This is a genomic window from Streptomyces sp. NPDC111802 (assembly GCF_055634335.1).
This window is the reverse complement of record NZ_JBVKCZ010000005.1, coordinates 245,400-269,046: the sequence shown is the minus strand read 5'-3', so window position 1 is coordinate 269,046 and position 23,647 is coordinate 245,400. Positions and strand designations below refer to the sequence as shown.

Annotated in this window: 28 protein-coding genes; 13 read left to right on the top strand and 15 right to left on the bottom strand. The window is 71.2% G+C overall.

Annotation, left to right across the window (positions count from 1 at the left end; translation table 11 throughout):
• Positions 1–3: 3 nt before the first annotated feature.
• Positions 4–1,233, bottom strand: coding sequence for a metal-dependent hydrolase family protein (locus tag ACZ7NC_RS07525; protein WP_471485755.1), 1,230 nt, complete (start codon positions 1,231–1,233; stop codon positions 4–6).
• A gap of 80 nt (positions 1,234–1,313) precedes the next feature.
• A complete protein-coding gene (locus tag ACZ7NC_RS07520; RefSeq protein ID WP_471485754.1) occupies positions 1,314–2,321 on the bottom strand; it encodes a GlxA family transcriptional regulator in 1,008 nt (335 codons plus the stop codon).
• A 72-nt stretch (positions 2,322–2,393) separates the two neighbouring features.
• Between ACZ7NC_RS07520 and ACZ7NC_RS07515 the strand changes: the two genes are divergently transcribed.
• The 4 genes from ACZ7NC_RS07515 to ACZ7NC_RS07500 are packed head-to-tail and all read left to right on the top strand — an operon-like array spanning position 2,394 to position 5,216.
• Positions 2,394–3,743 carry an APC family permease gene (locus ACZ7NC_RS07515; RefSeq protein WP_471485752.1) on the top strand — a complete coding sequence of 450 codons (1,350 nt, stop codon included), beginning with the start codon at positions 2,394–2,396 and terminating at the stop codon, positions 3,741–3,743.
• A gap of 29 nt (positions 3,744–3,772) precedes the next feature.
• Complete coding sequence (locus ACZ7NC_RS07510; protein WP_471485751.1) at positions 3,773–4,432, top strand: hypothetical protein; 660 nt, start codon at positions 3,773–3,775, stop codon at positions 4,430–4,432.
• Positions 4,429–4,863, top strand: coding sequence for a VOC family protein (locus tag ACZ7NC_RS07505; RefSeq protein WP_471485749.1), 435 nt, complete (start codon positions 4,429–4,431; stop codon positions 4,861–4,863). The genes ACZ7NC_RS07510 and ACZ7NC_RS07505 overlap by 4 nt, the downstream gene beginning before the upstream one ends.
• The gene (locus ACZ7NC_RS07500; RefSeq protein ID WP_471485747.1) at positions 4,860–5,216 is read left to right on the top strand and encodes an MmcQ/YjbR family DNA-binding protein; all 357 of its coding nucleotides are present in this window, start codon (positions 4,860–4,862) and stop codon (positions 5,214–5,216) included. The genes ACZ7NC_RS07505 and ACZ7NC_RS07500 overlap by 4 nt, the downstream gene beginning before the upstream one ends.
• A gap of 66 nt (positions 5,217–5,282) precedes the next feature.
• On the opposite strand, the gene ACZ7NC_RS07495 is transcribed toward ACZ7NC_RS07500, so the two are convergent.
• Entirely contained in the window at positions 5,283–5,927 is a 645-nt protein-coding gene (locus ACZ7NC_RS07495; protein WP_471485839.1) for a DNA alkylation repair protein, read from the bottom strand.
• A gap of 236 nt (positions 5,928–6,163) precedes the next feature.
• On the opposite strand from ACZ7NC_RS07495, the gene ACZ7NC_RS07490 reads away from it, so the two are divergent.
• Complete coding sequence (locus tag ACZ7NC_RS07490) at positions 6,164–6,994, top strand: alpha/beta fold hydrolase (protein WP_471485745.1); 831 nt, start codon at positions 6,164–6,166, stop codon at positions 6,992–6,994.
• 15 nt (positions 6,995–7,009) lie between these two features.
• Here the strand turns inward: ACZ7NC_RS07490 and ACZ7NC_RS07485 are convergent, their stop codons facing one another.
• From ACZ7NC_RS07485 to ACZ7NC_RS07450, 8 genes are all read right to left on the bottom strand, one after another.
• On the bottom strand, positions 7,010–7,318 hold the full coding sequence (locus ACZ7NC_RS07485) for an SHOCT domain-containing protein (RefSeq protein ID WP_471485743.1): 309 nt from the start codon (positions 7,316–7,318) through the stop codon (positions 7,010–7,012).
• A gap of 56 nt (positions 7,319–7,374) precedes the next feature.
• Positions 7,375–7,818 carry a DUF6325 family protein gene (locus ACZ7NC_RS07480; RefSeq protein WP_471485742.1) on the bottom strand — a complete coding sequence of 148 codons (444 nt, stop codon included), beginning with the start codon at positions 7,816–7,818 and terminating at the stop codon, positions 7,375–7,377.
• Positions 7,819–7,915: 97 nt separating this feature from the next.
• A complete protein-coding gene (locus tag ACZ7NC_RS07475) occupies positions 7,916–8,248 on the bottom strand; it encodes a hypothetical protein (RefSeq protein WP_471485740.1) in 333 nt (110 codons plus the stop codon).
• 104 nt (positions 8,249–8,352) lie between these two features.
• Positions 8,353–8,733 (bottom strand): hypothetical protein, encoded by a 381-nt coding sequence (locus ACZ7NC_RS07470; RefSeq protein WP_471485739.1) that lies wholly within the window; start codon positions 8,731–8,733, stop codon positions 8,353–8,355.
• Between the two features lie 60 nt (positions 8,734–8,793).
• A complete protein-coding gene (locus tag ACZ7NC_RS07465; protein WP_471485737.1) occupies positions 8,794–9,081 on the bottom strand; it encodes an SCO5918 family protein in 288 nt (95 codons plus the stop codon).
• A 176-nt stretch (positions 9,082–9,257) separates the two neighbouring features.
• On the bottom strand, positions 9,258–10,814 hold the full coding sequence (locus ACZ7NC_RS07460; protein WP_471485736.1) for a DEAD/DEAH box helicase: 1,557 nt from the start codon (positions 10,812–10,814) through the stop codon (positions 9,258–9,260).
• Positions 10,815–11,086: 272 nt separating this feature from the next.
• Positions 11,087–11,290, bottom strand: coding sequence for a cold-shock protein (locus ACZ7NC_RS07455; RefSeq protein ID WP_007383480.1), 204 nt, complete (start codon positions 11,288–11,290; stop codon positions 11,087–11,089).
• Positions 11,291–11,522: 232 nt separating this feature from the next.
• Positions 11,523–11,873 (bottom strand): MerR family transcriptional regulator, encoded by a 351-nt coding sequence (locus ACZ7NC_RS07450; protein WP_471485734.1) that lies wholly within the window; start codon positions 11,871–11,873, stop codon positions 11,523–11,525.
• Between the two features lie 305 nt (positions 11,874–12,178).
• Here ACZ7NC_RS07450 and ACZ7NC_RS07445 point away from each other — a divergent pair, with 305 nt between their 5' ends.
• Entirely contained in the window at positions 12,179–12,397 is a 219-nt protein-coding gene (locus ACZ7NC_RS07445; protein WP_471485733.1) for a hypothetical protein, read from the top strand.
• 33 nt (positions 12,398–12,430) lie between these two features.
• Positions 12,431–12,847 (top strand): DUF6233 domain-containing protein, encoded by a 417-nt coding sequence (locus tag ACZ7NC_RS07440; protein WP_471485731.1) that lies wholly within the window; start codon positions 12,431–12,433, stop codon positions 12,845–12,847.
• Positions 12,848–12,856: 9 nt separating this feature from the next.
• Here the strand turns inward: ACZ7NC_RS07440 and ACZ7NC_RS07435 are convergent, their stop codons facing one another.
• The gene (locus ACZ7NC_RS07435) at positions 12,857–13,630 is read right to left on the bottom strand and encodes a polysaccharide deacetylase family protein (protein WP_471485837.1); all 774 of its coding nucleotides are present in this window, start codon (positions 13,628–13,630) and stop codon (positions 12,857–12,859) included.
• 218 nt (positions 13,631–13,848) lie between these two features.
• Between ACZ7NC_RS07435 and ACZ7NC_RS07430 the strand changes: the two genes are divergently transcribed.
• Positions 13,849–14,178, top strand: a complete 330-nt coding sequence (locus ACZ7NC_RS07430; RefSeq protein ID WP_471485730.1) for a hypothetical protein — start codon at positions 13,849–13,851, stop codon at positions 14,176–14,178.
• On the opposite strand, the gene ACZ7NC_RS07425 is transcribed toward ACZ7NC_RS07430, so the two are convergent.
• Positions 14,171–14,848, bottom strand: a complete 678-nt coding sequence (locus ACZ7NC_RS07425; protein WP_471485728.1) for a DUF4232 domain-containing protein — start codon at positions 14,846–14,848, stop codon at positions 14,171–14,173. The two genes, ACZ7NC_RS07430 and ACZ7NC_RS07425, sit on opposite strands and share 8 nt — an antisense overlap.
• Positions 14,849–15,009: 161 nt before the next feature.
• Positions 15,010–16,167 (bottom strand): L,D-transpeptidase, encoded by a 1,158-nt coding sequence (locus ACZ7NC_RS07420; protein WP_471485835.1) that lies wholly within the window; start codon positions 16,165–16,167, stop codon positions 15,010–15,012.
• A gap of 277 nt (positions 16,168–16,444) precedes the next feature.
• On the opposite strand from ACZ7NC_RS07420, the gene ACZ7NC_RS07415 reads away from it, so the two are divergent.
• The 5 genes from ACZ7NC_RS07415 to ACZ7NC_RS07395 are packed head-to-tail and all read left to right on the top strand — an operon-like array spanning position 16,445 to position 22,131.
• On the top strand, positions 16,445–17,671 hold the full coding sequence (locus ACZ7NC_RS07415) for a lipid II:glycine glycyltransferase FemX (RefSeq protein WP_471485726.1): 1,227 nt from the start codon (positions 16,445–16,447) through the stop codon (positions 17,669–17,671).
• A complete protein-coding gene (gene murJ, locus ACZ7NC_RS07410; RefSeq protein ID WP_471485724.1) occupies positions 17,668–19,296 on the top strand; it encodes a murein biosynthesis integral membrane protein MurJ in 1,629 nt (542 codons plus the stop codon). Before ACZ7NC_RS07415 ends, murJ begins: the two co-directional genes overlap by 4 nt.
• Before the next feature lie 23 nt (positions 19,297–19,319).
• The gene (locus ACZ7NC_RS07405) at positions 19,320–20,003 is read left to right on the top strand and encodes a response regulator (RefSeq protein ID WP_471485722.1); all 684 of its coding nucleotides are present in this window, start codon (positions 19,320–19,322) and stop codon (positions 20,001–20,003) included.
• A complete protein-coding gene (locus tag ACZ7NC_RS07400) occupies positions 19,904–21,481 on the top strand; it encodes an ATP-binding protein (RefSeq protein WP_471485720.1) in 1,578 nt (525 codons plus the stop codon). Before ACZ7NC_RS07405 ends, ACZ7NC_RS07400 begins: the two co-directional genes overlap by 100 nt.
• Entirely contained in the window at positions 21,478–22,131 is a 654-nt protein-coding gene (locus ACZ7NC_RS07395) for a hypothetical protein (protein ID WP_471485718.1), read from the top strand. The genes ACZ7NC_RS07400 and ACZ7NC_RS07395 overlap by 4 nt, the downstream gene beginning before the upstream one ends.
• Positions 22,132–22,225: 94 nt before the next feature.
• On the opposite strand, the gene ACZ7NC_RS07390 is transcribed toward ACZ7NC_RS07395, so the two are convergent.
• Positions 22,226–23,635 carry a DHA2 family efflux MFS transporter permease subunit gene (locus tag ACZ7NC_RS07390; protein WP_471485716.1) on the bottom strand — a complete coding sequence of 470 codons (1,410 nt, stop codon included), beginning with the start codon at positions 23,633–23,635 and terminating at the stop codon, positions 22,226–22,228.
• Positions 23,636–23,647 lie beyond the last annotated feature (12 nt).

Here is a 23,647-nt window from a genome sequence, read left to right as displayed (position 1 = left end):
TGGTCACTTGACCCGGACTCCGGCCTTCCAGACCCCGGTGATGTGCTCGGGCTGCGCGATGACCTCGATGTCCACGAGCGGGTCCTCGTCGAGGATCAGGACGTCGGAGTCGTATCCCTCACGCAGCTGCCCGGACTGCGGGGCCTGCGGTCCGAGCGTGGCGGGGCCGATCGCGGTGCCGGACTCGATGGCGTCCAGCGGGGTCATGCCGGTCTTCACCAGCAGGGGCAGCTCCCGGCCGTTGCGGCCCCAGGAGTCGGGCATCTCGCTGCCGGTGAGCGCGACATCGGTGCCCGCGGCGATCGTCACCCCCTGCTCGCGGGCGATGGTGATGGCCTCGGCGTGCCGGCCGGACGTCGCCTGCAGCTTCTTCAGCGCGTACGGCGGCAGCATGTGCCCGTTGTCGAGGAGCTCCTGGAAGATCGTGCGCGTGGTGACGAGGATGGCGCCGCACTCGCGCATGGCCACGGCGGCCTCTTCGTCGATGTAGGTGCCGTGCTCGATGGTTTTGACCCCGGCCTCCAGCGAGGCCATGATGCCGGGCTTGCCGTGGCAGTGCGCGGCGACGATGCGGTCGGCCATCCCGGCGACCTCCACGATCGCGCGCAGCTCGGCGTTCGTGAACTGCTGGTGGACCGGGTGGTCGACCTCGGACAGCACACCGCCGGAGGCGCAGACCTTGATGAGCTTGGCGTTGCGGCGCAGCTGTTCCCGCGCCGCGCGTGCGCACTCCGCGGGACCGTCGGCCAGCCTCAGCTCACCGCCGAGGTGCCCGAAGTCCTCCACCCAGGAGGTCGGGTAGCTGTGCAGGTCGGCGTGGCCGCCGGTGGTGGACAGGGTGGTGCCGGCGGCGTAGATCGTCGGGCCCTGGACGGTGCCCTCGTCGATCGCGCGGACCAGGTGGATGCCGAGGCCGCCGGTCTCCCGTACGGAGGTGACTCCGGCGTTCAGCGCGGCCCGCAGATCGGTGGTGATCCGGGCCGCCCGCAGAGCGATCGGTTCCTGGGGCAGCAGGGTGAGGTCGGCCGACCGCAGCCCCATGAAGTGGCCGTGGCAGTCCCACAGTCCGGGCATCACGGTGCGGGCGCGGACCGTCTCCGCCTGCGGGGTGTCAGGGGCTTCGGCGAGGGGGCCGGCGTAGCTGATGGTGTCCTCGTCGAATATGACGCAGCCGTTCTGAATCGGCTGGCCCCGGCCGGGAATTAACTGTTCCGCTTCGATTCGCTGCAACATGCAGGGAGCAAATCAAAGAGGTGTTCCCGGGACAACCGGTGTTCGGGGACGGCAAGTTGTCCCTTACGGCCGCGGTGCGTTCACGGTGTCAGAACGGTCTGTGTGTCCACGGAATTCCTGGCCTGTTGTGCGGCACGGTGCCGGAACACATGCCGATAGGTCTGCGGCGACACGGTGGTGACCCGGCCGAAGTGATACCGGAGATTGGCGGCCGTACCGAACCCCGTGCGTTTGGCGATGTGTTCCACCGCCTCGTCCGTGGTCTCCAGCAGCTCCTGCGCCAGCCGCACCCGCTGCTGCAGCAGCCACTGCAGCGGGGTGATGCCGAGCCGGTCCCGGAACCGGCGGGCGAACGTGCGCTCGCCCAGGTGGGCGACGCGCGCGAGCTGGGGGACGGTCAGCGGCTCGTGCAGCCGCTCCTGCGCCCACTGCAGGACCGGGGCGAGATCGTTGCTCGTCTCGGCCCGGACCACCGGCTTGGTGTACTGCGACTGGCCGCCCTCCCGGTGCGGCGGTACGACCATCCGGCGGGCCACCTCGTTGGCGACGGCCGCGCCATGGTCCTGACGCACCAGATGCAGACAGAGGTCGATGGCCGAGCCGGTGCCGGCCGAGGTGAGGATGTCGCCCTCGTCGGTGTAGAGCGCGGAGGGGACGAAGTCGACCTCGGGGAAGCGGTGCGCGAAGTCCCCGGCGTTCATCCAGTGCGTCGTCGCCGTACGGCCCGTCAGCAGCCCCGCCGCGGCCAGGACATAGGCGCCGGTGCAGATCGAGACGATCCTCTTGCCCAGGCCGTGGGCCTCGCGCAGCACCTCGACGAGCCGCGGCGGCGGATCGAGCTGGACGGGCCGGGCGCACGCCGAGACGAGGATGGTGTCGGCGTCGAGCAGGTCGTCGAAGCTGTAGGGGGTGTGCACATGCAGGCCGGCCGCCGTGCGCAACGGCCCGGACGGGTCGCCGCACATCCGCAGCTCGTACCAGGGGTCGACGAGATCGGTACGGTCGGTCCCGAACACCTCGCAGGGCACGGCCAGTTCGAACGTCGGTGTGGCATCCGTAACGGCGATCGCGATCACGTGAGGACGCATGTCGGTAATTTAGCGCACCTTGTCAAAACTGCCGATGGTGCCGGTGAGAGCCGCCGGGCGATGCTGGCCCGCATGAGCGAAGCCAAGACAGAACACTCCGGCGGCACCCTCAGCGCGGTCCAGGGCACCGCGATGTACGTGGGCGCCGTGCTCGGCACCGGGGTCATCGCCCTGCCCGCACTCGCCGCCGAGGAGGCAGGCCCCGCGTCGCTGCTCGCCTGGCTGGCCCTCGTCGTGCTGTCGGCCCCGCTGGCCGCTGCCTTCGCCGCTCTGGGCTCCCGCTATCCCGACGCGGGCGGGGTGGCCACGTACGCCATGAAGGCGTTCGGCGAGCGGGCCTCCGCGGTGGTCGGCTGGTGCTTCTACCTCGCCGTACCGCCCGGCGCGGCCGCGGCGGCGCTCTTCGGCGGCGCGTACGTCTCCTCCGCGGTGGGCGGCGGCACCACCACCACGACCGTCACCGCCGTGGGGCTGATGGTCGTGGTCACCGCCGCCAACACCCTGGGGCTGCGCGTGACGGGGCGGTTCCAGTTCATGCTCGCCGGTCTGCTCGTCACGCTGCTGCTCATCGCGGTCGCGCTGTCGCTGCCGAAGGCTGACACGGCCAACCTCGAACCGTTCGCCCCGCACGGCTGGTCCGCGGTACTGCCGGCGGCCGCTCTGCTGGTCTGGAGCTTCGCGGGCTGGGAGGCGATCACCCACCTCGCGGGCGAGTTCCGCCGCCCGGCGCGGGACCTGCCCCGGGCCACCTACTCGGCCGTCGTGATCGTGGGCGGGCTGTACCTGCTGGTGGCCTTCGCGGTCATCGTCGTCCTCGGCGACAAGGCCTCGGAGTCCGACGCGCCGCTCGGCGACCTGATGGCCGCGGGCCTGGGCGGCGACGCCCGCTACCTCGCCGCGGGCGCCGCGCTGCTGCTCACCACCGGCGCCATGAACGCCTACTACGCGGGTGCCGCCAACCTCGGTGCCGCCCTCGCCCGCGACGGCGCGCTGCCCGCCTGGATGTCGCGCGGCAGCGTGGCCGGCGAGGTGCCGAGGCGCAGCCTCGCGGTCGTGTCCGCCCTGTCCTTCCTGGCCCTGTTCGTCGTGGTGCTCACCGGCCTCGGCACCGAGCCGCTGGTCCTGCTCACCACCGGCTCCTTCGTGGCCGTGTACGCGATCGGCGTGGCCGCCGCCGTGAAGCTGCTCCCCAAGGGCACCAAGGGCAGGGCCTCCGCACTCGGCGCGTGCGTCGCCGTAGCGGTGCTGCTGGCGATGGCCGGCCTGTATCTGCTCTGGCCGCTGGCGGTGGCCGGCGCCGCCCTGCTCTACCTGCGGCTGAACCGGCGCCGCCGCCCCTCCGGCGAGCCGGTCGAGGCCGCCGACGTGCCCGCCGTGCCGCCGCTGGAGACGGCCTCCGACGCCCGGGAATCCGCGTCGTGACCCCTCAGCCGCAGCCCACGGTCACGGACGTGACGTCCGTGACCGTGGACGTCGCATGGACCCCGCCGACCGCGCAGAGCCTGCGGGCCGCGGTGGCCGCGTTCCTCGGACTGGACGCCGGCTCGTCGACGCCGCCCGCGGTGGCCTCGTACGAACCGCTGGCGCACGACGATCCGCCCGCCGCGCTGAAGTGGCTGAACTCCTGGGGATGCAGGATCCGTTACCCCCGCCCCGGCGAGACCGACGTCTTCGGACCCGCCCTGCGCGAGTGGACCTCGCGCTGGTACCCGCTCCTGCCTGGACCGGGCACCCGGCTCAGCGAACTCACCGACGACGACATAGCGCCCCTCGGCGAGTGCTACGCCGACCTGTGCGCGCTCGGCGTCGGATCACCGGACCGCCCCCGGACCCTGGGCGCGACCGCCGCCTCGAAACTGCTCCACGGGCTGCGCCCGTACACCCTCGTCCCCTGGGACGAGGCCATCGCCCGGAAGCTGCACGGAGCCCGGGACGCGGCCGCCTATCTCGCCCACCAGCGTCTCAACCGGGACTGGGCCCGGCGCGTTCTGGCCGACAGCGGCCGGGACGAGGAGGCGCTCGCCATCTTGTACGGGTGTCCCGGCAGACCACTTTCCAAGATGCTGGACGACTACGCGTACATCACATTGACTCGATCGGACACAAGGTGATCCTTCGCATAGACCACATCGGGCTGGCCACCGAGGACCCCGATGGTGTTGCCGGCTTCATGACCACGCTGGGCATGCGCAAATACGACGAAGGGCATGCCGACGACTACGGAGTGGCCTGTGAGTTCTGGCAGTTCGGGGGCGGCCTGGGCAACCCGGCCGTGGAGATCGTCTCCCCGACCCAGGAGCGCTCCGCGATCAGCGGCCGCCTCCAGCGCCAGGGCGCGGGCCTGTACCACATCGCCTTCGAGGTCGACGACCTGGAGAGCGAGACGGCCCGGCTGCGCGGCCAGGGCTTCACCGCGGTCGACGCGGAGCCCTGCAAGGGCGCGCGCGACGGAATGACGGTGGCCTTCCTGTACGCCCCCGCGCCGGCCAACCTGCTGATCGAGCTGGTCCACTACACACCGGACCGGGGGAGGTGCGTGTGATCACCCTCCAGGACGTCCGCGCGGCGGCCCTGCACCTGCCCCGCACCGAGGAACACCTGATCCGGGAGTACGTCAAGTTCAAGGTCGGCCGGATCGTGTACGCCTCGGTCTCCCCGGACGAGACGACCATGGGCTTCGCCTTCCCCAAGGAGGAACGCGAGTCGCTGATCGCCTCCGAGCCCGAGAAGTTCCAACTGCCCCGCGCCTCCGACCTGCGCTACAACTGGGTCCACGCGCGCATGCCGGCGATCACCCCGGAGGAACTGGCCCCCCTCGTCGTGGACGCGTGGCTGATGGCGGTACCGAGGTCGGTCGGTGACGCCTACCTGGAGTCGCTGCCCGGCCGGCCCTGACGGCGCCGACCTGTCCGCCGGCGGCGCGAGAGGAGCGCGGATGAGCGCGGATGAGCGCGCACCTTCCTACTTCTCGTGCTGCCGGCGCACCATCTCGTCGATCCAGACGGGCGCGAACGGGGACGTACAGCCCGGGGGAGTCGGGTAGTCCTTGAGCACCTCCAGGCGCTCACCGATGCCGATCGCACGGGCCCGGTACTCGGCGTGCTCGATCCCGATCTGGGCCAGGCAGTGGTTCATCGCCCACTGCAGGCGATCCGGGGCGTCCTTCATCCGCGACTCGATGACGTCGAGCAGCCCCGCGAGGTCGAGGCCCTCGGGCCTCTTCGCCACGCGCTCGGTGGTCAGCGCCCAGCCGGCGCTCGCGACCACCGGATCCGGATCGGCGAACCAGGCCAGGCGCAGCTCCTCGGAGTGCGGGCTCTTCTTCACGACGTAGTTCACGAGCCAGTCGTGCACCTTGGGTGTCCGGGCCTCGCGCAGCATGGCGTCCAACTCGTCCCGCCCGAACGCCTTCGGCCGGCAGATCAGCAGGGCCAGCAGCCTCGCCGCGCTGTCGCCCGTCTCCCAGAGCCGGCACGCGAGTTCCTGCCGCGTCTTCAGCCGCTTCGCGATCGCGCGCAGCCTGCCGAGGTTCACACCGTGATCGTCGCCGTGCCGCTCGTTCACCGCGCGGGCCTTCGGGTCCTCCAGCCCGGCCAGCTCGGCCATCACCTCGGCCACCGTCACCTCGGTCGACGTCGTCTCGGCCACGTCAGCCTCCTGTCCCTCACGTACGGGGTCCAGCGTAGGCCGACCGTCTGCGGATGTGTCCCGCACCGCCCGCCCGTAGTGTGGTGTGGGTACATCGGACCGCGCCCCAGGGCGTGAATTCGTCGGTCCAGCGTGCCCCCCCCACACCCACCTCTGCGGCGCCGGGGCATGCCCGGACGAGCGGAGGATCCAGCATGGGTACAGTCACCACCGACGACGGAACCACCATCTTCTACAAGGACTGGGGTCCACGCGACGGCCGGCCGATCGTCTTCCACCACGGATGGCCACTGAGCGCCGACGACTGGGACAACCAGATGTTGTTCTTCCTGGCGCAGGGCTACCGGGTCATCGCCCACGACCGCCGTGGGCACGGACGGTCGAGCCAGAGCGCCACCGGCCACGACATGGACACCTACGCGGCCGACGTGATCGCGCTCACGGACGCGCTCGACCTGCGGGAAGCGATCCACATCGGGCACTCCACCGGCGGCGGCGAGGTCGCCCGCTACGTCGCCCGCGCCAAGCCCGGCCGCGTCGCGAAGGCGGTGCTGGTGGGTGCCGTACCGCCCATCATGGTCAAGTCGGAGTCCAATCCGGGCGGCCTGCCCATCGAGACCTTCGACGCCTTCCGCGAGGCCCTCGTCGCCAACCGCGCCCAGTTCTACATCGAGGTGCCCTCGGGGCCGTTCTACGGCTTCAACCGCCCCGGCGCGAAGGTGTCGCAGGGACTGATCGACAACTGGTGGCGGCAGGGAATGATGGGCGCGGCCAACGCCCACTACGAGTGCATCAAGGCGTTCTCCGAGACCGACTTCACCGAGGACCTCAAGCAGATCGACGTACCGGTCCTGGTCGCCCACGGCACCGACGACCAGATCGTCCCGTACGACGACTCGGCACCCCTGTCGGTCGAGCTCCTGAAGAACGGCACGCTCAGGACCTACGAGGGCTTGCCGCACGGCATGCTGTCGACCAACCCGGACGACGTCAATCCGGACATCCTGGCGTTCCTGCGGTCCTGACGGGTGCCGGAGGCGTCACGGCTCCAGAACCCGGCGCTTCTGCTCCTCGAACTCGGCCTCGGTGAGCACACCCTGTGCCTTGAGATCGCCGAGCTGCTTGAGCTGGTCGATCCTGCCGGTCATGTCGTCGGCGGCCGACGGTGCCGCCGGCGGCTGGGTGTAGGACGCCGGTTGAGGTGAGGGCGCTTCGTACGGGTACTGCTGGGGGGCCTGCTCCTGTGCCGCCCATCGCCCCTGCTGCCGGCGGTTCACACGGTTGGACACGGCGGTCGCCGTTCCGGCGATGACGGCCGTGCGCGCGACCCCGCGGATGAGACCTGGCATGACCTTCCCCTTCCGTCCATCAGCCGTCGTCGGCTGCCGTTCCGCCGTTCTTCCGCTCAGGGCGCGGCTTCGGCCTCATCGAGGGCGGCGACGAGGGCGGTCACCGGGATCCGCCCGGAGGCGACCATGCGGGCACCGCCACGGCGCAGGGCGGCGGCGAAGGGCGCGGCCCACCGGTTTTCGTAGACCAGGATTCCGGCGGAGCTGCCCGGCTCCAGCGCGGTGGCCGCCTCTTCGATGTCGTCCTGGCCCAGGAGCCCGGACGACGCCCCTTCGAAGACGGAGAGGTCGAGTTCGCCGTCGCCGGTGAGGTCGGCGATCTCCATGCCGGTCACGGAACCGTCCTCGTCCTTCCTGACGAACAACAGGTCCAGGATCCGGATGAGGCCGCGGTCCACGAGGTCGACCAGGATGGGGAACCCCTCGCCGGTCATTCGGTTGCCGGGGAACTCGACGACCAGGTAGTCGATCGGGCCCACTTCTTCGAGTTCGTCGGTCACGGCGTCACCTCTGGTGGTCACGGCTTCCCATGGCGCATGGGTCGCCCCCAACCCCTCAATTCCATCACCGGGCCGCGGCCCCCGCACTTCGCGGCCCTCAGGCCTCTTCCATGGCCTCGCCGAACTCGCGCAGCACCCGGTTGTGATGGCTGTGGGCGAGCTGGTGCCCGACTCCCAGGACCAGCGCCACCGGCCACTCGATGATCTCGAAAGCGGCGAGCACGCCGACACCCGTGAGGAAAGCGAGCTGGTCGGCGGGCGGCAGTTCGATATGCGCGCCGAACACATCGAACGTCACACTGTGCCGAGCGACAGCGTGCTCAGCCGCCTCACCGGGACCGGCCGGCGCCGCGCCCCCTCCGCCCGGTGCACCCTGCCGGAGGGGGTAAACGCCCTGGGGGGAGACAGTCGATGCGTCCATGGTCGCCATCCGATCCACCGTCGACCAGGGATCGATCAGCCGACGATGCGTTTTGGCACGTTTTCCCTACTTGTCAACCCTATCCAGGCCGCACGGATGACGCACCCGCCGTCTCACTGGTCCGAGTAGCCGATGTCCCCGATGGTCCAGGCACTCACGTCCTCCAGCGCGACGCGGTACATGCCTCCCGTGTCGGGGATGCCGAAGCTTCCCTGCAGGATCCGGGCGACGTGGAAGTGGAGGTACGAGGGCTTCTTGCCGTCCTCCGGCGGGCGGTCGCCGCTGCCCTGTGGCGGGGTGAACGCGGCCGCGAACCCCCCCAGGTGCTCGGAATCCCGCAGGACCTCGGCCACCCGCTCCTTCCACAGGGCTTCCGGCGCGAGCCGCCCTGTGATGACGGCTCCCGGGATCACCACGGTCAGGGACATCTGGCTGCTGTGCTGCGACTCGACCATCGCGGCGATTGCGACGAGCAGGTCGTCAGGGTGCTTCATACCCCAGGAGCCTAGTCCGACGAAGGGCGTCGGCGCGTGACAGGGGCAGGAATGGAGGCGTCACCAGCCCAGAACGCCCTCGTCGGCGCGCGTCTCCCCGGTCGGCGCGGGCGGAGGCGCGTCGTGGCAGGAGAAGCCGAGCCGGGTCAGTGCCCGCCGCATCTCGCCCGCCGTGAAGTCACGGCGGTTCTGCCGGGTGATCACTTCTCCGACCTGCATCACGGGGTAGACCCGGCGGCTGATGGTCACGGCCACGCCGGTGACGGGTTCGGGCGAGATACCGCTCATCGACTGTTCGACCTCGCTCTTGATCAGGTCGAAGGGGAAACGGGCGATGACACAGCGCATGGATGCCTCCTGAGGGTTGGGGGAGAAACACCGGAGGGGCGACCGCGCGACGGCGGCCGGATGGCGGGTCGGGGAGCGGGATGGCGGTCGGAGAGCGGGATGGCGGTCGGAGAGGGGCCGGAGAGCGGGTCCGGAGAGCGAGTCCAGAGAGCGACGACGCCCAGGGTGCTTCCGGGCTACGGGTTGTTCCGCGGGGTGGAGCGACGGGTCCGGGCGGCGGTACGTCCGCTTGCACCCCGCCCGCTTCCACCCCGGCCGGCGGCCTGTCCGCCGCCGCCACGCCCGGCGCTCCGCCCCCTGCGACCGCGGCCGGCAGCACCCGTACGTTCGCCCTGCTCGGCTTGTTCGGCGGCCGGCGGGGTGAGGACGACGGGCACGCCGGAGGGGAGCCGGGCGCCGGTGATGCGCTGCAGTTCGGCCTCGCCCGGGCGGACCCGGACGGAACGCGGGGTGATCCCGGCGTCGGCCATCAGACGGTCCATCGCGCGCCGCTGGTGCGGCAGGACGAGGGTGACGACGGTGCCGGACTCGCCGGCGCGGGCGGTACGGCCGCCGCGGTGCAGATAGTCCTTGTGGTCGCCGGGAGGGTCGAAGTTCACGACGAGATCGAGGTCGTCGACGTGGATGCCGCGCGCGGCGACGTTGGTGGCGACCAGGACCGTGACATGGCCGTCCTTGAACCGGGCGAGCGTCTTGTTGCGCTGCGGCTGGGACTTGCCGCCGTGCAGGGCCATGGCGCGCACACCTACCGAGAGCAGGTGCTTGGCCAGCCGGTCAGCCGCGTGCTTGGTGTCCAGGAACATGATCACTCGCCCGTCGCGGGCGGCGATCTCGGTCGCTGTGGCGTGCTTGTCGTCGTCGTGCACGTGCAGCAGATGGTGCGCCATGGTGCTGACGGCTCCCGCGGACGGGTCGACCGAGTGCACCACGGGGTCGTGGAGGTAGCGGCGTACCAGCAGGTCGATGTTGCGGTCCAGGGTGGCCGAGAACAGCAACCGCTGGCCGTCGGGACCGACTTGGTCGAGCAGCGCGGTCACCTGCGGCATGAAGCCCATGTCGGCCATCTGGTCGGCCTCGTCCAGGACGGTGACGGCGACCTGGTCCAGCCGGCAGTCACCCCGTTCGATGAGGTCCTTGAGCCGGCCGGGTGTCGCCACGACGACCTCGGCGCCGGCGCGCAGCGCACTCGCCTGGCGGCCGATCGCCATGCCGCCCACCACGGTGGCGAGCCGCACCCGCAGGGCGCGGGCATAGGGGGTGAGCGCGTCGGTGACCTGCTGGGCCAGTTCCCGGGTGGGTACGAGGACCAGCGCGAGGGGCTGTCGGGGCTCGGCCCGCTGTCCGTCCAGCCGGGCCAGTACGGCCAGGCCGAAGGCGAGCGTCTTGCCCGAGCCGGTGCGCCCTCGGCCCAGCACATCCCGTCCGGCCAGCGCGTTGGGCAGCGTGGCCGCCTGGATGGGGAAGGGCACGGTCACGCCCTCGGTGCCGAGCGTGGCCAACAGACGTGCGGGCAGGCCCAGTTCGGTGAATGTCTCGACGGCCGGCAGCGGCTCGGTGAGGGTGACCGGCAGGGTGAACTCCTGCGGGCGGGCGGCGGAGCGTGCCCGAGGGTTCTGCCGGCCTGACTCCTGGGCACGGAAGCGGCCGCCGCGAGCGCTGCCCGCTGAGCGGGCGGTACTCCTGTCTGCGCGGGAGCGACCTGAGCTGCCGCCGGTACGGCGGGTGCGGTTCATTGAGGAACCTTCCTCGATCCGGCGTATCGAGGAATTCTGCCCAGCAGCGGTGAGCCGCACGCGGATTCACAAGAATAAGCCGAGTGAAATACGAAAGGCAGCGCGGCACTGGAGCCGAGGCTGTCAACAATCCGGAAACTCCGGGAAGTTCGGGGAGTCCGGGGAGCCCTGGGAGTCCGGGACCTCAGCGAGGTCCCGGAGCCCGGACAACACAATGAGACTGGGGCCCGCACCCCAAGAGCGCGGGCCCCAGCCTCATAGTCGCGTCAGCGTCAGGCGGGAACGATGTTCTCGGCCTGCGGGCCCTTCTGGCCCTGCGTGACATCGAAGGTAACCTTCTGGCCTTCCTGAAGCTCGCGGAAGCCGGAGGTGGCGATGTTCGAGTAGTGGGCGAACACGTCAGCGCCGCCGCCGTCCTGCTCGATGAAGCCGAAGCCCTTTTCCGCGTTGAACCACTTCACGGTGCCAGATGCCATATTGAATCTCCCTTGGGGGGCAGTGCCGGACTCCGCACTTTACGGATCCGAGTCGCCGCGATGATCACCCCTCCGGAAAGATCCGGAAAGCTCTGCAAAGAAACAAGTCTCTGGCAACCAAAACTGCAACTGCTATCACGCTAACACAGCCCGGACCCGGGACGCCTGTAGGTTTTGGGGATCGGTCAGAAATTCTCATCCCGCCGCGGCCGGTAATTCTGTACCGGCGAGATTAGATATTCGCGCCCCTGCGGCCGCCGCGCTCGTCCAGCTTCCGGCGCATCTCCAGGTTCAGGCGGAGGGCGTCGTCGAGCTGGTTCTCGAGGGAGACGATGCGGCACGCGGCCTCGATGGGGGTGCCCTGGTCGACGAGCTCCCGGGCGCGGGCGACGATGCGCAACTGGCGGCGGGAGTACCGGCGGTGGCCGCCTTCGGAACGCAGGGGAGTGATCAACTCGGCCTCGCCGACGGCCCGGAGGAAGGCGGGAGTGATGCCGAGAACGTCGGCGGCCCGCCCCATGGTGTAGGCGGGGTAGTCGTCGTCGTCGAGGTTCCCGGCGACGGGGGCGTTCTCAGCGGGCATAGGACCTTCGTTTCGGGGACGCGGCGAGGGACCCGGGCGTGCGCGGCATCCGTGCTCCGAAGGGTTCAGCACCATCTGCCTAGTGGAACAACCCTAACTCCGGCGGGTGCGGAGATGTGTCCTCGCCATAACAGACTTTCCCGCGTGACGATCCCGAAGCGGAGCGGCCGGCACGAACACGAATGGCGGGGCGCATCGGGGCCCGGCGTGACGATGACCACCTCGGCGAGGGGTACGTCGTCGTGTGGCGCCGCAGGTGTCGGTCGCGATGGCGCGGGAAATCGAACACATGATTGAATCCGGCCATGCGACCGTTTCCCGACGATCTCGTCCAGGCACAGCAGGAGTGGAGCCACACCTACCACCAGCTCGCCGAGCGCCCCGGCCGGACCGAGCTGCGCCGGCGCCTGTACAGGCTGTCGACCGCAGTCCTCTTCCACCCCTACTGGCAGGAGCGCGGCAGATCGGCGGCGGCGTGGTGGGAGCTGCGCAGCCGGGGGCGTGGGGAGAGGACCTGGGGGTGAGGAGCTTCACCGCGCGGGGCAACGGTGCGGGCGATGACCGCGCTGCCACCTGATCCACGGCGACTCCGGGCGATCCTGGCCTTCATCGAGGACCGGATCGCCGAGAGCGAAGCCGTGGGAATCTACCTGCGCCTTCAGCGAGACGCCGTACGGGCGGCCCTCGCCGAAGCCGAAGGCCACCCACGCCCCGACCCTCCGCGACAACGCCGACCCGCGCTCCCCTCTTTCACCGCCACCCGGGGTGCAGGCCGCCCAAGGGCCTTCGTCGTCCAGCAGAAACGCACACCCGACGGCCCGGAACCCGCCGTGATCCACACGGACGACTGCACGATGATCGAGGGCACCGCACACCCGATCAGAGCCCACGAGGCCCGCGTCGCCCTCACGGACCCCAACATCGAACCGTGCGCGTTCTGCCGCCCGGACAGCGAGCTGGGGATCCTGGAGTAGCGGGCGGCCTCAGCGCACCGGAAATCCGAACGAGTAGCCCTGCTCCTTGAGCCACGGCAGCGTCCGGCGCAGGGCCTCGACGGTCTGGGAGCGGTCGCCTCCCGCGTCGTGGAAGAGAAGGGTCGGCCCGTTGGGCAGTTCGCGCTCGACGGTGGCGACGATGGCATCCGTGCCCGGCTGCTCGAAGTCCTTGGTGTCCACGTTCCAGCCCAGCGGGCGCATGCCACGGGAGGCGGCGAGCTTACGGCTGTAGGGGGTGAAGGCCCCGCCGGGCGCCCGGTAGTACATCGGCCGTACGCCCCCGGACGCCTCGGTGATCATGCGTTCGGCGTCGAGGATCTGCTGCGACTGGTAGGTCTGGGACTGCTTGTCCATGGTGGTGTCGTGCGACACCGAGTGGTCGCACAGCCGGTGCCCGGCCGCGACCACCTTCTTCACGAGGTCCGGGTGGGCCTGCGCCTGCGTCCCCACCATGCAGAACGTGGCCTTCACCCCGTACTCCCGCAGCACGTCCAGCACTTGAGGGGTCCACACCGGGTCGGGGCCGTCGTCGATGGTGATGTTGACGCCTCGCGCCCCCTTGTCCGAGGCGTGCGCGATGGTCACCGCGACCGGCTTGACGGCACTGCCCGGCTTGGCCGACACGGTCGCCTTCGGCGCGGAGCCGCCCGCGGCACCGGCCTGCGCGGTCCACACGGAGGCGCCGGTGGCCAGCACCGTGACCCCCAGTGCCGCACCGATCACCTTGCTGTACCAGCCCCGCCCGCCGCCATGCCGTGCCATGTCCGCCCCGCTTTCGCGCAGTTCCTCGCCGATCCCCGGGTCGCCTCGCGACCACCTGGCAGGACGAGGGACGGCGGCCACGGGATGCGTCCGTTACCGATCACGGACAATTCCGGGGGAGTTCGCGGACAACTCGGCGAGCGGCGCATGGGCAAGTTCCTGGCCGGGCACGCGAACTGCGCACTCGGCTCGCGTCCATCACTGGGTACGCCGAGCTGATGGACCGGGGTGCGGCGAGGATCGAGCCGCGGCAGGCGTGGCAGCGGGTCTCCGCGCAGTCGGCCCGGATGACCGGGCTCGTCGAGGACCTGCTGCTCGCCCGTCTCGACGAGGGATGGCCACTGGAAAACTGGCGGCTCGCCCCGCGACGACGCCTCCCGGACCCGGGGCCAGAGTGGCGGTTCAGGCCTGGGCCTGGGCCGCGGGGGCGGTCACGCGGGCGCACGGGGGTCGTATCGACGTCGAGAGCGGGCCGGGGCCTGCTCCCGGGTGCGGACCTCCGTGCGGGCGCGGCGCTGGTGAACCGAGCTGAGGGGCCGTTCAGTTGAAGGGAACGGCGTCCGTCGGGGCGGTGTGCCAGTTGGTGACGATCGGGTCCTCGACGGTGATGGTGCCGACCGGCAGGGAGACCGGGTCGGGGTCGTTGTCACCGACGGCGACGATGATGCTGTCCAGTTCCTTGCCACCGTTCCCGCCGGTGCTCTTCGGGTTCACGCCGGCGTAGGCGGTGGTGCTCCCGCTCAGCTTGATCTGCTCGCCGACGGCCTGCTCCGCCGGACCCGCCTGGGTGCCGTCGGATCCGAACGCCACGGTCGGAAGCGCGGCGGGCAGGTAGCAGCTGATCCCCGCCTTCGCCTTCGCGATGATCAGGATGTATCCGCCGGCCTGGGTCTCGGACCTGGTGCTCCAGGAGATGTCGTTGGCGCCGCAGCTCTGCTCGACCTGCTCCCGCCCACCGTTGCCGGTGTCGACGCCGGAGCCGGCCCCGTCCTCGGTCCCCTTGCCCGACGCGTCGGAGCCCTTGCCGGTGCCCTTGCCCTTGCCGTTGCCCGCGGTCGACGAGCCGGTCGGGGTGGCCGCATCGCCGGACCGGGTGGGGGACGAGGAAGCCTGTGAGGCGCCGGTGTCCCCGGCCGTGTCCTGACAGGCCGTCATCAGCATGGCGCCGCCCACGAGGGCTGTGGAGACGAGGAAGGCCTTGCGACGGTTGCCGAACATGAAATCCCCTTGGTGATCGGTTGGTTGAGGCCGACGTGCTTTCGGCGGGCTCGGTGCTGCTCGATCTCTATGAGGGGGCCGCGAGCCGAGGGGATCCCGTTGCCTTCGTTCCAGGACAGCGCTGTCACAGGCTGGTGACATGATCACGAGGCGTCCGCTTCTCAGGCCAGCGCGCTCTTCCGCTGCCACTCGGCCCACGAGAGATTCCACGCGCCGAAGCCGTTCCCGGGCTCCACCACGCCCTTGGTGTCCTTGCCGGTGATCTCGAACGGGTCGCCCGGCCGCACCTGGCCGTAGAACCAGGCCGCGTTCGTGTCGCTCATTCCTATGCATCCGGAACTGTGGTTGGAGTTGCCGAAGTAGCGGGCGTTCCACGGGGCGGCGTGCGCGTACATGCCCGACCAGGTCAGCCGCATCGAGTAGTCGACCATCTTGTTGTAGGCGTCGGCGAGGCCCACCGTCTCGGAGTTCATGTTGATCGTGCCCTCCTTGGCCATCAACACGGCGGTTCCGCGCCAGGAGCGCTTGTCGCCGCCGGGCGTGCCGCCGGAGACCGGTATGCGCCGGACCGTCTCGCCGTCACGTACGAGGGTGAGCCGGTGGCTGTACAGGTCGACCTTGACGATCTGCTGGGCGCCGATGGTGAAGGCGGTCGAGTAGTCGCGTACGAACCAGCCGCCGTCCGCCCCGGAGTTCGTGCCGTTCAGCTCGGCGTTCAGCGTGACCTTGGTTCCGGGCTTCCAGTACGTCCTGGGCCGCCAGTCCACCCGGTCCCGGCCCGACCAGTCGCGTATCCAGCCCCAGGAGCCCTCGGTGTTGTCCGAGGTGGTGATCCTGAGCTGCTTCTCGACCTCGGCCTTGTTCTTGACCGGATAGTCGAAGACCAGGGAGATCGGCTGGGCGACACCGACGGTGGCGCCGGCACCCGGTCGCCAGTCGAGCTTGTTGACCTTGTCCGCCGGTGCCGTGGTGAAGGCGGCCTTGGTGTTCTTGGCGGTTCCGCCCTCGGTCCGGGTCGCCGCCGTCACCTTGTACGCCGCGCCGGGTACGGCCTTGCGGTCGGAGACCCACGACCGGCCGTCGGCGGCGACCTTGCCGGCGAGCCGGTGGCCCTCGGCGTCGGTGACGGTCACCGAGGTGAGTCTGCCGCCCGAGGCCGTGACCCGCACGGGCTCGCCCGCCGGGACCTTGTCTCCCGTGGGAGTGACGGTGACCGTGACGGGGCGGTCGTCGGCGCTCGGCTTCACCTTGGTGTCGGGGGTCGCGCTGGGCGAGCCGCCGGACGAGCAGGCGGCGAGCGGCGCCAGCAGGGCGGCCATGGCGGCGGCCACGACGGCGGTCCGGACGCGGGCATGGGCGAGTACGCGTGTGCGGGGCAACAGGACCTCCGGGAAGTACGGGAAGGGGGTGGTGAGTCGGCGATGTCGTCACCGTAGAGCCGGAAAATCCGAGGTCAGCCGCTATGGAGCTATGTGACGGCGTCTGGTGAGGAACGGTCATGGTCCGGTCACATTCGCCGGACGGAGCGGTCATGGGCCGCTGTGAGCCTCCTGTGTGTCCCCGCGACAGACCCGGGGAGAAGGAGAGGCTCAGACTGTGTCAGCGCTGCTCGTGCCGCCCAGCCGCGTGCCCCAGGCACGGAACCGGGGCTTCGCCCTGCGGACCATCACCGCGGAGACATACCGCGCCTTCCTCGCGACCCCCGCCGGCGCGGCGCTGGGTGCCGGTTTTCTGCAACTCCCCTCCTGGGCCGACGTCAAGGAGGGCTGGCGCGCCCAACTGCTCGGCTGGGGACCGGATCCGGAGGCAGGCGAACTGACGGGCGTGGCCCTGGTGCTGCTGCGGCAGTTCCCCGGCACCCGCAGGTACTTCGCCTACCTTCCCGAAGGCCCCGTCGCCGACTGGAACGACCCCGACATCGACGGCTGGCTCGGGCCGCTGCTCGAACACCTGCGCCGCGCGGGCGCCTTCGCCGTGCGCATCGGCCCCTCGCCCGCCTACCGGCGCTGGGACGCCGCCCTGCTCAAGCCGCTCACCGGACCGGGCCGGCGCCTGGGCGACGTCCTCGCCAGTGAGGTCGACCCGCTCGGCACCGCCGTCGCCGAGCGGCTGCGGGCCCGGGGCTGGCACCGCTGCGGCGGTGACGGGACCGGAGGGGGCAGGACCGGAGGGAACAGGACCGGAGGGGACGGGGACGCCCAGCCACGGCACGTCTTCCACGTGCCGCTCGCCGGACGCACCCCGGAGGACCTGTGGTCCGGGCTCAACCAGGAGTGGCGACGCAATGTCCGCCGAGCCCAGAAGGAGGGCGTGGAGGTGGCGGTGGGCAGCGCGGCGGAACTCCCCGAGTTCTACCGGCTGCTGGGCATCACCGAGCGACGCGACGGTTTCCGGCTCGGCCGCTCGCTCGCCTACTACGAGCGTCAGTACGCGGCGCTCAACGCCGAGGAACCGGGCCGGATGAAGCTGTACCTCGCCCGTCACCGAGGAGAGATCCTGGCCGCCCACACGATGATCACGGTGGGACGCCGCGCCTGGTACCAGACCGGCGCCTCGGCCGACCACCGCCGCGAGGTCCGGCCCTCCAACGCCCTGCAGTGGCGGATGCTGCTGGACGCCCATGCCCTCGGCGCTGACGTCTACGACATGCGCGGGGTACCCTCCACTCTCGATCCTGGGGAACGTGCGTACGGACTGCTGCGGTGGAAGCTCGGCACCGGAGGGCAGGTTGTCGAGACGTTGGGGGAATGGGAGAGACCCTTGGGCGGCAGCGCCAACCACACGCTTTACCGCGCCTTCCAGGCGTACCTGAACCGCCGATGAAGGTGACGCACCGGACCACGTCGGCGTCCGGCACGGAGACGAAGACCTCCACCGCCCGCGGCAGCGCCGTCATGGCCGCCGGATCCCTCGTCTCCCGCGCCACCGGTTTCGCCCGCTCCGCCGTGGTCGCGGCGGCGATCGGCACCATCGGGCCGATCCCCGACGGCTACGCGGTCGGCAACGCCCTGCCCACCATCGTCTACATCCTGCTCCTCGGCGGCGCGTTGAACGCCGTCTTCGTGCCCGAGCTGGTCAGGGCCGCCAAGGAGCACGACGACGGAGGCGCCGCGTACACCGACCGGCTCGTCACCGTCTGTGTCGTCGCCCTGCTGGCGATCACCGCGACCGCGGTATGGGCCGCACCCGCGATCATCGACGTGTACACCGACTACTCCGGCCAACAGGCGGTCATGACCACCGCGTTCGCCCGCTACTGTCTGCCTCAGATCTTCTTCCTCGGCCTGTTCACGCTGCTCGGGCAAGTGCTCAACGCACGGGGCCGGTTCGGCGCGATGATGTGGGCGCCGGTCCTCAACAACCTCGTCGTCATGGCCGTGTTCGGCCTGTACCTCGCCCTGGCCATGGGGCGCGGGGACACGCTCACCGCGACCGAGACCGCCGTGCTCGGCTGGGGCACGACCGCCGGTATCGCCGTCCAGGCACTCGCCCTCGTCCCCGCGCTGCGCGCGGCCCGCTTCCGCTGGCGGCCCCGCTTCGACTGGCGCGGCAGCGGACTGACCCGCCCCCTGCGCTCGGCCGGCTGGCTGGTGCTGCTGGTCCTGGCCAACCAGGCCGCCTACTGGGTCACCACCCGCCTCGCCACGACCGCGGGCCTCGACGGCGGCCCCGGATACGGCGCGTACAACAACGCCTATGCCCTGTGGGTCGTACCGCACGGCATCATCACGGTCTCCGTGGTGACCGCGCTGATGCCCCGGATGAGCGCGGCCGCCGCCGACGGGGACACCGCCGCCGTGCGCCGCGACGTCTCCCACGCCCTGCGCGTCTGCGCCTCGGCCGTCGTACCCGCCGCCTGCGCGCTGTTCGCCCTCGCCCAGCCGGTGATGGCCCTCGTCTTCGGGTACGGCAGGACGAGCGCCGACGACACGGCCGCCATGGCCGGGATCCTGATGGCCTTCGCGCCGGGACTTGTCGCCCTGTCGGGCCAGTACGTCCTGTCCCGCGCCTTCTACGCGCTCTCCGACACTCGTACGCCGTTCCTGCTCAACCTTGTGATCGTCGCCCTCAACGCGGCACTGTCCCTGGCCGCCGCGCACCTGCTGCCGGCCCGCTGGGCCGTGACGGGCATGGCGGCGGCGTACTCGCTGGCGCTGTGCGCGGGCTGGGCGGTGACCGGCCGGGTGCTGGGCCGCCGACTCGCCGTCGCGCGCCCCCTGCGCTCGTCCGCCGTCGGCGCTCACGCGCGGCTGCTGCTCGCCGCCGTCCCCGCCACCGCGCTGGGCCACCTCGCGGCTCTGGGCGCGCACCGGGCGGGAGCCCTTCTCGCCGCAACTGCCGGTGCGTCCGTCGTCGTCCTCACCTTCGCCCTGCTCGCCCGTCCGCTGCGACTCGCCGAACTGGACGCGCTGATCGCCGGTCTGCGCCGGCGTCCGGCCCGGACCTGACCATCACCGAGGGAGAACCGCCGATGTCCCGCGTGCTCCTCATCGAGGACGACCCTTCCGTGCGCGAGGGGGTCGAACTCGGTCTGCGCCGCCGCGGCCACGAGGTACGGGCGGCCGCGACCGGCGAGGCCGGTCTCGCCGCGATGGCCGAGTTCCGCCCCGATCTGCTGCTGCTGGACCTGATGCTGCCCGGAATGAACGGCGTACAGGTCTGTCGGCAGGTCCGCGAGCGCAGCCAGCTGCCGATCATCATGCTCACCGCGCGCGGCGACGACTTCGACGTGGTCATCGGCCTGGAGGCCGGTGCCGACGACTACATCGTCAAGCCCGCCCGCACCGAGGTGATCGAGGCCCGGATCCGTGCCGTACTGCGCCGCCTGGACGACGGCGGCGCGGGCCGCTCGGCCATCGACGTCTACGGCGCACTCACCATCGACCGGACCGGACTGACCGTCACCAAAGCCGGCCGGCCGCTCGCGCTCGCTCCCTCGGAGCTCAAGCTCCTGCTGCACCTCTCCGCCGCGCCTGAGCAGGTGTTCAGCAGGCAGCAACTCCTTGAGCACGTCTGGGAGCACAGCTACCACGCCGACGCCCGGCTGGTCGACGCATGCGTCGCACGGCTGCGCGGCAAGATCGAGGACGAGGCCGGCAGCCCGCGCTACGTCCAGACACTGCGGGGCTTCGGCTACCGTTTCGGGCCGCTGTGAGCACGGGCCCCGGCCCCGGCCGGTCGAGGGTCAGGGCGTTCGGGCTGCGTACCCGGCTGCTGCTCGCCTTCCTGCTGGTCGCCGGCGTCAGCGCCGGCACGACGGCCGCGCTGACCTACCGTGAGGCCCGCAACGCGGTGCTGCAGACCGCCCAGGACACGGCGGTCACGTCGTTCCGCGACCAGGTCCAGCAGACGGGCTTCGCCCTGCCCGTGCAGGGCGGGGAGGACCTGGAGTTCGTCCTGCGTGACATCGCCCGCAAGGGCAAGCCGCACCCCTGGGTGGTGTTCGCCGAGTACGGTTCGGTCCGCGCCTCCTCGGGCGAGAACCCCGTCTCCACCGTCATCACGCCCGAACTGCGCCGCGCCGCGCGGGCCGACCCCCACGGCAGCTTCGAGCGGGTCGTCAAGGACGGCGTCCCCTACCTGACCATCGCCATGCCCATGGTCTTCAAGGCAAGCCCGGACAGCGTGCTGCCCAGCGGACTCGTCCTCTACGCCGTCATGCGGATGACCGACGAGCAGGTCAACGTCGACGCCCTCCTCATGGCCGCCCGGGACGGCGCCCTGCCCGGCCTCGCCGTCGCGCTGATACCCGGCCTGCTCGCCGCGCGCAGCGTGCTGCGCCCGGTGCGGGAACTGAGCCGGGCGGCCCGAAGCATGGGCAGCGGCAGACTCGACACCCGGATCCCGGTACGCGGCAGCGACGAACTGGCGGACCTGGCACACACCTTCAACGAGTCCGCGGGCCAACTGGAGCGCACCGTACGGGAACTGCGCGAGGCCGAGGAGCGCGCCCGCCGCTTCGCCTCCGACGTCTCGCACGAACTGCGCACCCCCCTCGCCGGAATGCTCGCCGTCACCGAGGTCCTCGACGAGGACGCGGACGGCCTGGACGCCGACACCGCGCGGGCCGTACGGCTGGTCAGCGCGGAGACCGGAAAGCTCGCCGTGCTCGTCGAGGACCTGATGGAGATCTCCCGCTTCGACGCCCGCGCGGCCGAGCTGAACGCCGACGAGGTCGACGTGGCCGAGGCCATCGGCAAAACCCTTCACAACCGGCACTGGACCGACTGCCGGGTCCGCACCGAACTCCCCGACGGCATCCGCGCCCGGCTCGACCCGCGCCGCTTCGACATCGTGATCGCCAACCTCGTGGGCAACGCCCTGCGGCACGGCAGCGCGCCCGTCACGGTGAGCCTGCGCACCGAGACACGCTCCCCGTCCCCGCCCGTGCTGATCACCGAGGTCATGGACAGCGGTCCGGGCATCCGCCCCGACTCGCTCCCGCACATCTTCGACCGCTTCTACAAGGCCGACGCCGCCCGCACCCGCTCGGCGGGCAGCGGCCTCGGACTGGCGATCACCCTGGAGAACGTGAAGCTGCACGGCGGCACGATCCGCGCGGGGAACCTGCCCGGGGGCGGTGCCGTCTTCACCGTCGAGATACCGCTTCACGCGGAGGGGGACGGCGGATGAGGCGTGCGCGGACGCGCGGCCGTGCGGCGGCCGTCGCCGTCGCCGCGGCCGTATCGCTGCTCGGTGGCTGCGGTATCCAGGAGACCGACGTCATCGAGGCGGGCGGTCCCGCCAGCTTCCAGGCCTTCCTCGACCGCGACTACGACATGCTGCTCTTCTTCCCTTCCCCCGACGGAGAGCTGAGCCCCGTGATCCGGACGACCGAGCCCTCGGACGGGTTCGGCGGCGGATACGCCGAGTCGGGCTCCGCAGACCAGAAGCTCGGCGACACGGCCGGACCGGTGCCGACGGAGAAGGTCGTCCTGGCGTTGCTCGCCGGTCCCCGGGAGGAAGACCGAGCCGCCGGCCTGAGCACCTCCCTTCCCGCCGCCCGCCCCGGCGCGACCGTCGAGGTCGGCCTCTCCACGGGCGGCAAGGTCACAGCCCGCCTGTCCCTCGCCCTGAAGGGCCTGGACAGCACTGCTCTACGTCAGCTGACCTGCACGATCGCCTACAGCCGGGACGCCGACGGCCAGGCCGTCGTGGAACTGACGGGACAGGACGGGGCGTCGAGGTCCGGCACGTGCGGACTTGCCCCCGGCGGCACCGGGAACGTACCCGAGGGGACCGAAACCCGGGCACGGCCCACGCCGCCCGGCACGAGCGGCTGAGAGCACGTCACAAGAGGCCGGCCGTGACGGCCAGTTCACCGCGCACACAACAACTCGAACTCCCCGTCCGCCTACGCCGTCCGGGCGCCGCGGCTCAGCTCGCGTCCACGGCGAGGCGGGACTTCTCGCCGGTGATACGTCCGGTCCGGTCGGGGGTGGCCCCGCGGCCGGACGTCATCGCGCTCAGGGCGAGTACGGCAATGCCGCACCCGGCGGTGATCCACCAGGCCGCCGCCCTCGACCCGGCGGCGACCACGGCACCGATCACCGCGATGCCGATCGCGGAGCCGACCTGCCGGCTGGTCGCGGCCACCGCGGCGGCCACCCCCGCCCGGTCACGCGGCAGGCCGGCGACCGCCGTGTCGGTGATCGGCGCGTTGACGAAGCCGAAGCCCAGGCCGAACAGCGTGTACGTCAGGGCCAGCAGGGCGTACGAGGGGTGGGTGGAGCGGGTGACGAGCACGGCCAGCACACCGCTGGCGGTGATGCCGGCCCCGGCGATCAGCAGCGGCACCCGCGGACCCCGGCTGCCCACGATCCGCCCCGACAACGGCGGGCACACCAGCGACAGCACCGCCATCGGCAGCAGCCGCAGCCCCGCCTCCAGCGGACTGAGCCCCAACTCGCCCTGCAGATAAAGGGCGTTGGAGAAGAGGAAGCCGCCGAGCGCGGCGAACGCGAAGAGCGCGGTCAGGGTGGCTCCGCTGAACGGACGGCTGTGGAAGAGCCGCGGATCGATCAGCGGTTCGGCGCGTCCGCCCTCGTACGCCACGAGCCCGGTGAGCGCGCCCGCGGCGGCGACCAGACAGGCCACGATCAACGGCGAGGTCCAGCCCTCGCCGGGGCCTTCGATGATCGCGTACGTCAGCGCGCCGAGCAGGACGATCACCAGCAACTGCCCCACCGGGTCCGCGCGACGGGCCCGTGCCGCGCGGGACTCCGGGACGAACAGCGCGGTGAGGACCAGCGCGGCCAGACCGATCGGCACATTCAGCCAGAACACCGACCGCCACCCGACCGACTGCACCAGTACGCCGCCGAGGACCGGCCCGGCGGCCATGCTGACGCCGACCACACCACCCCACACGCCGATCGCCCGCGCCCGCTCCCGGGGCCCCGGGAAGGTGTTGGCGAGGATGGCCATGGCGACCGGGGTGAGCATGGAGCCGCCCACCGCCTGCACCATGCGGAAGACCACCAGCCAGCCGGTGGTCGGCGCCAGGCTGCACAGCGCCGAGGCGCCGGTGAACAGCACAAGGCCGAGCTGGAACACCCGCCGCCGTCCGACCCGGTCGGCCGTGGAGCCGGCCGCCGTCAGCAGCGCGGCCAGCACGATGGTGTACGCGTCCAGCGTCCACTGCAGCCCGGAGACCGAGGAGCCGAGGTCCCGCTGGACGGCGGGCAGGGCGACATTGAGGACGGTGGTGTCGAGGCTGACGAGCAGGACGCTCAGACAGCAGACGGCCAGGACCGACGTCCGTCGGCCGCCGCGGGGTCGGGGCACGGGACGCTTCCC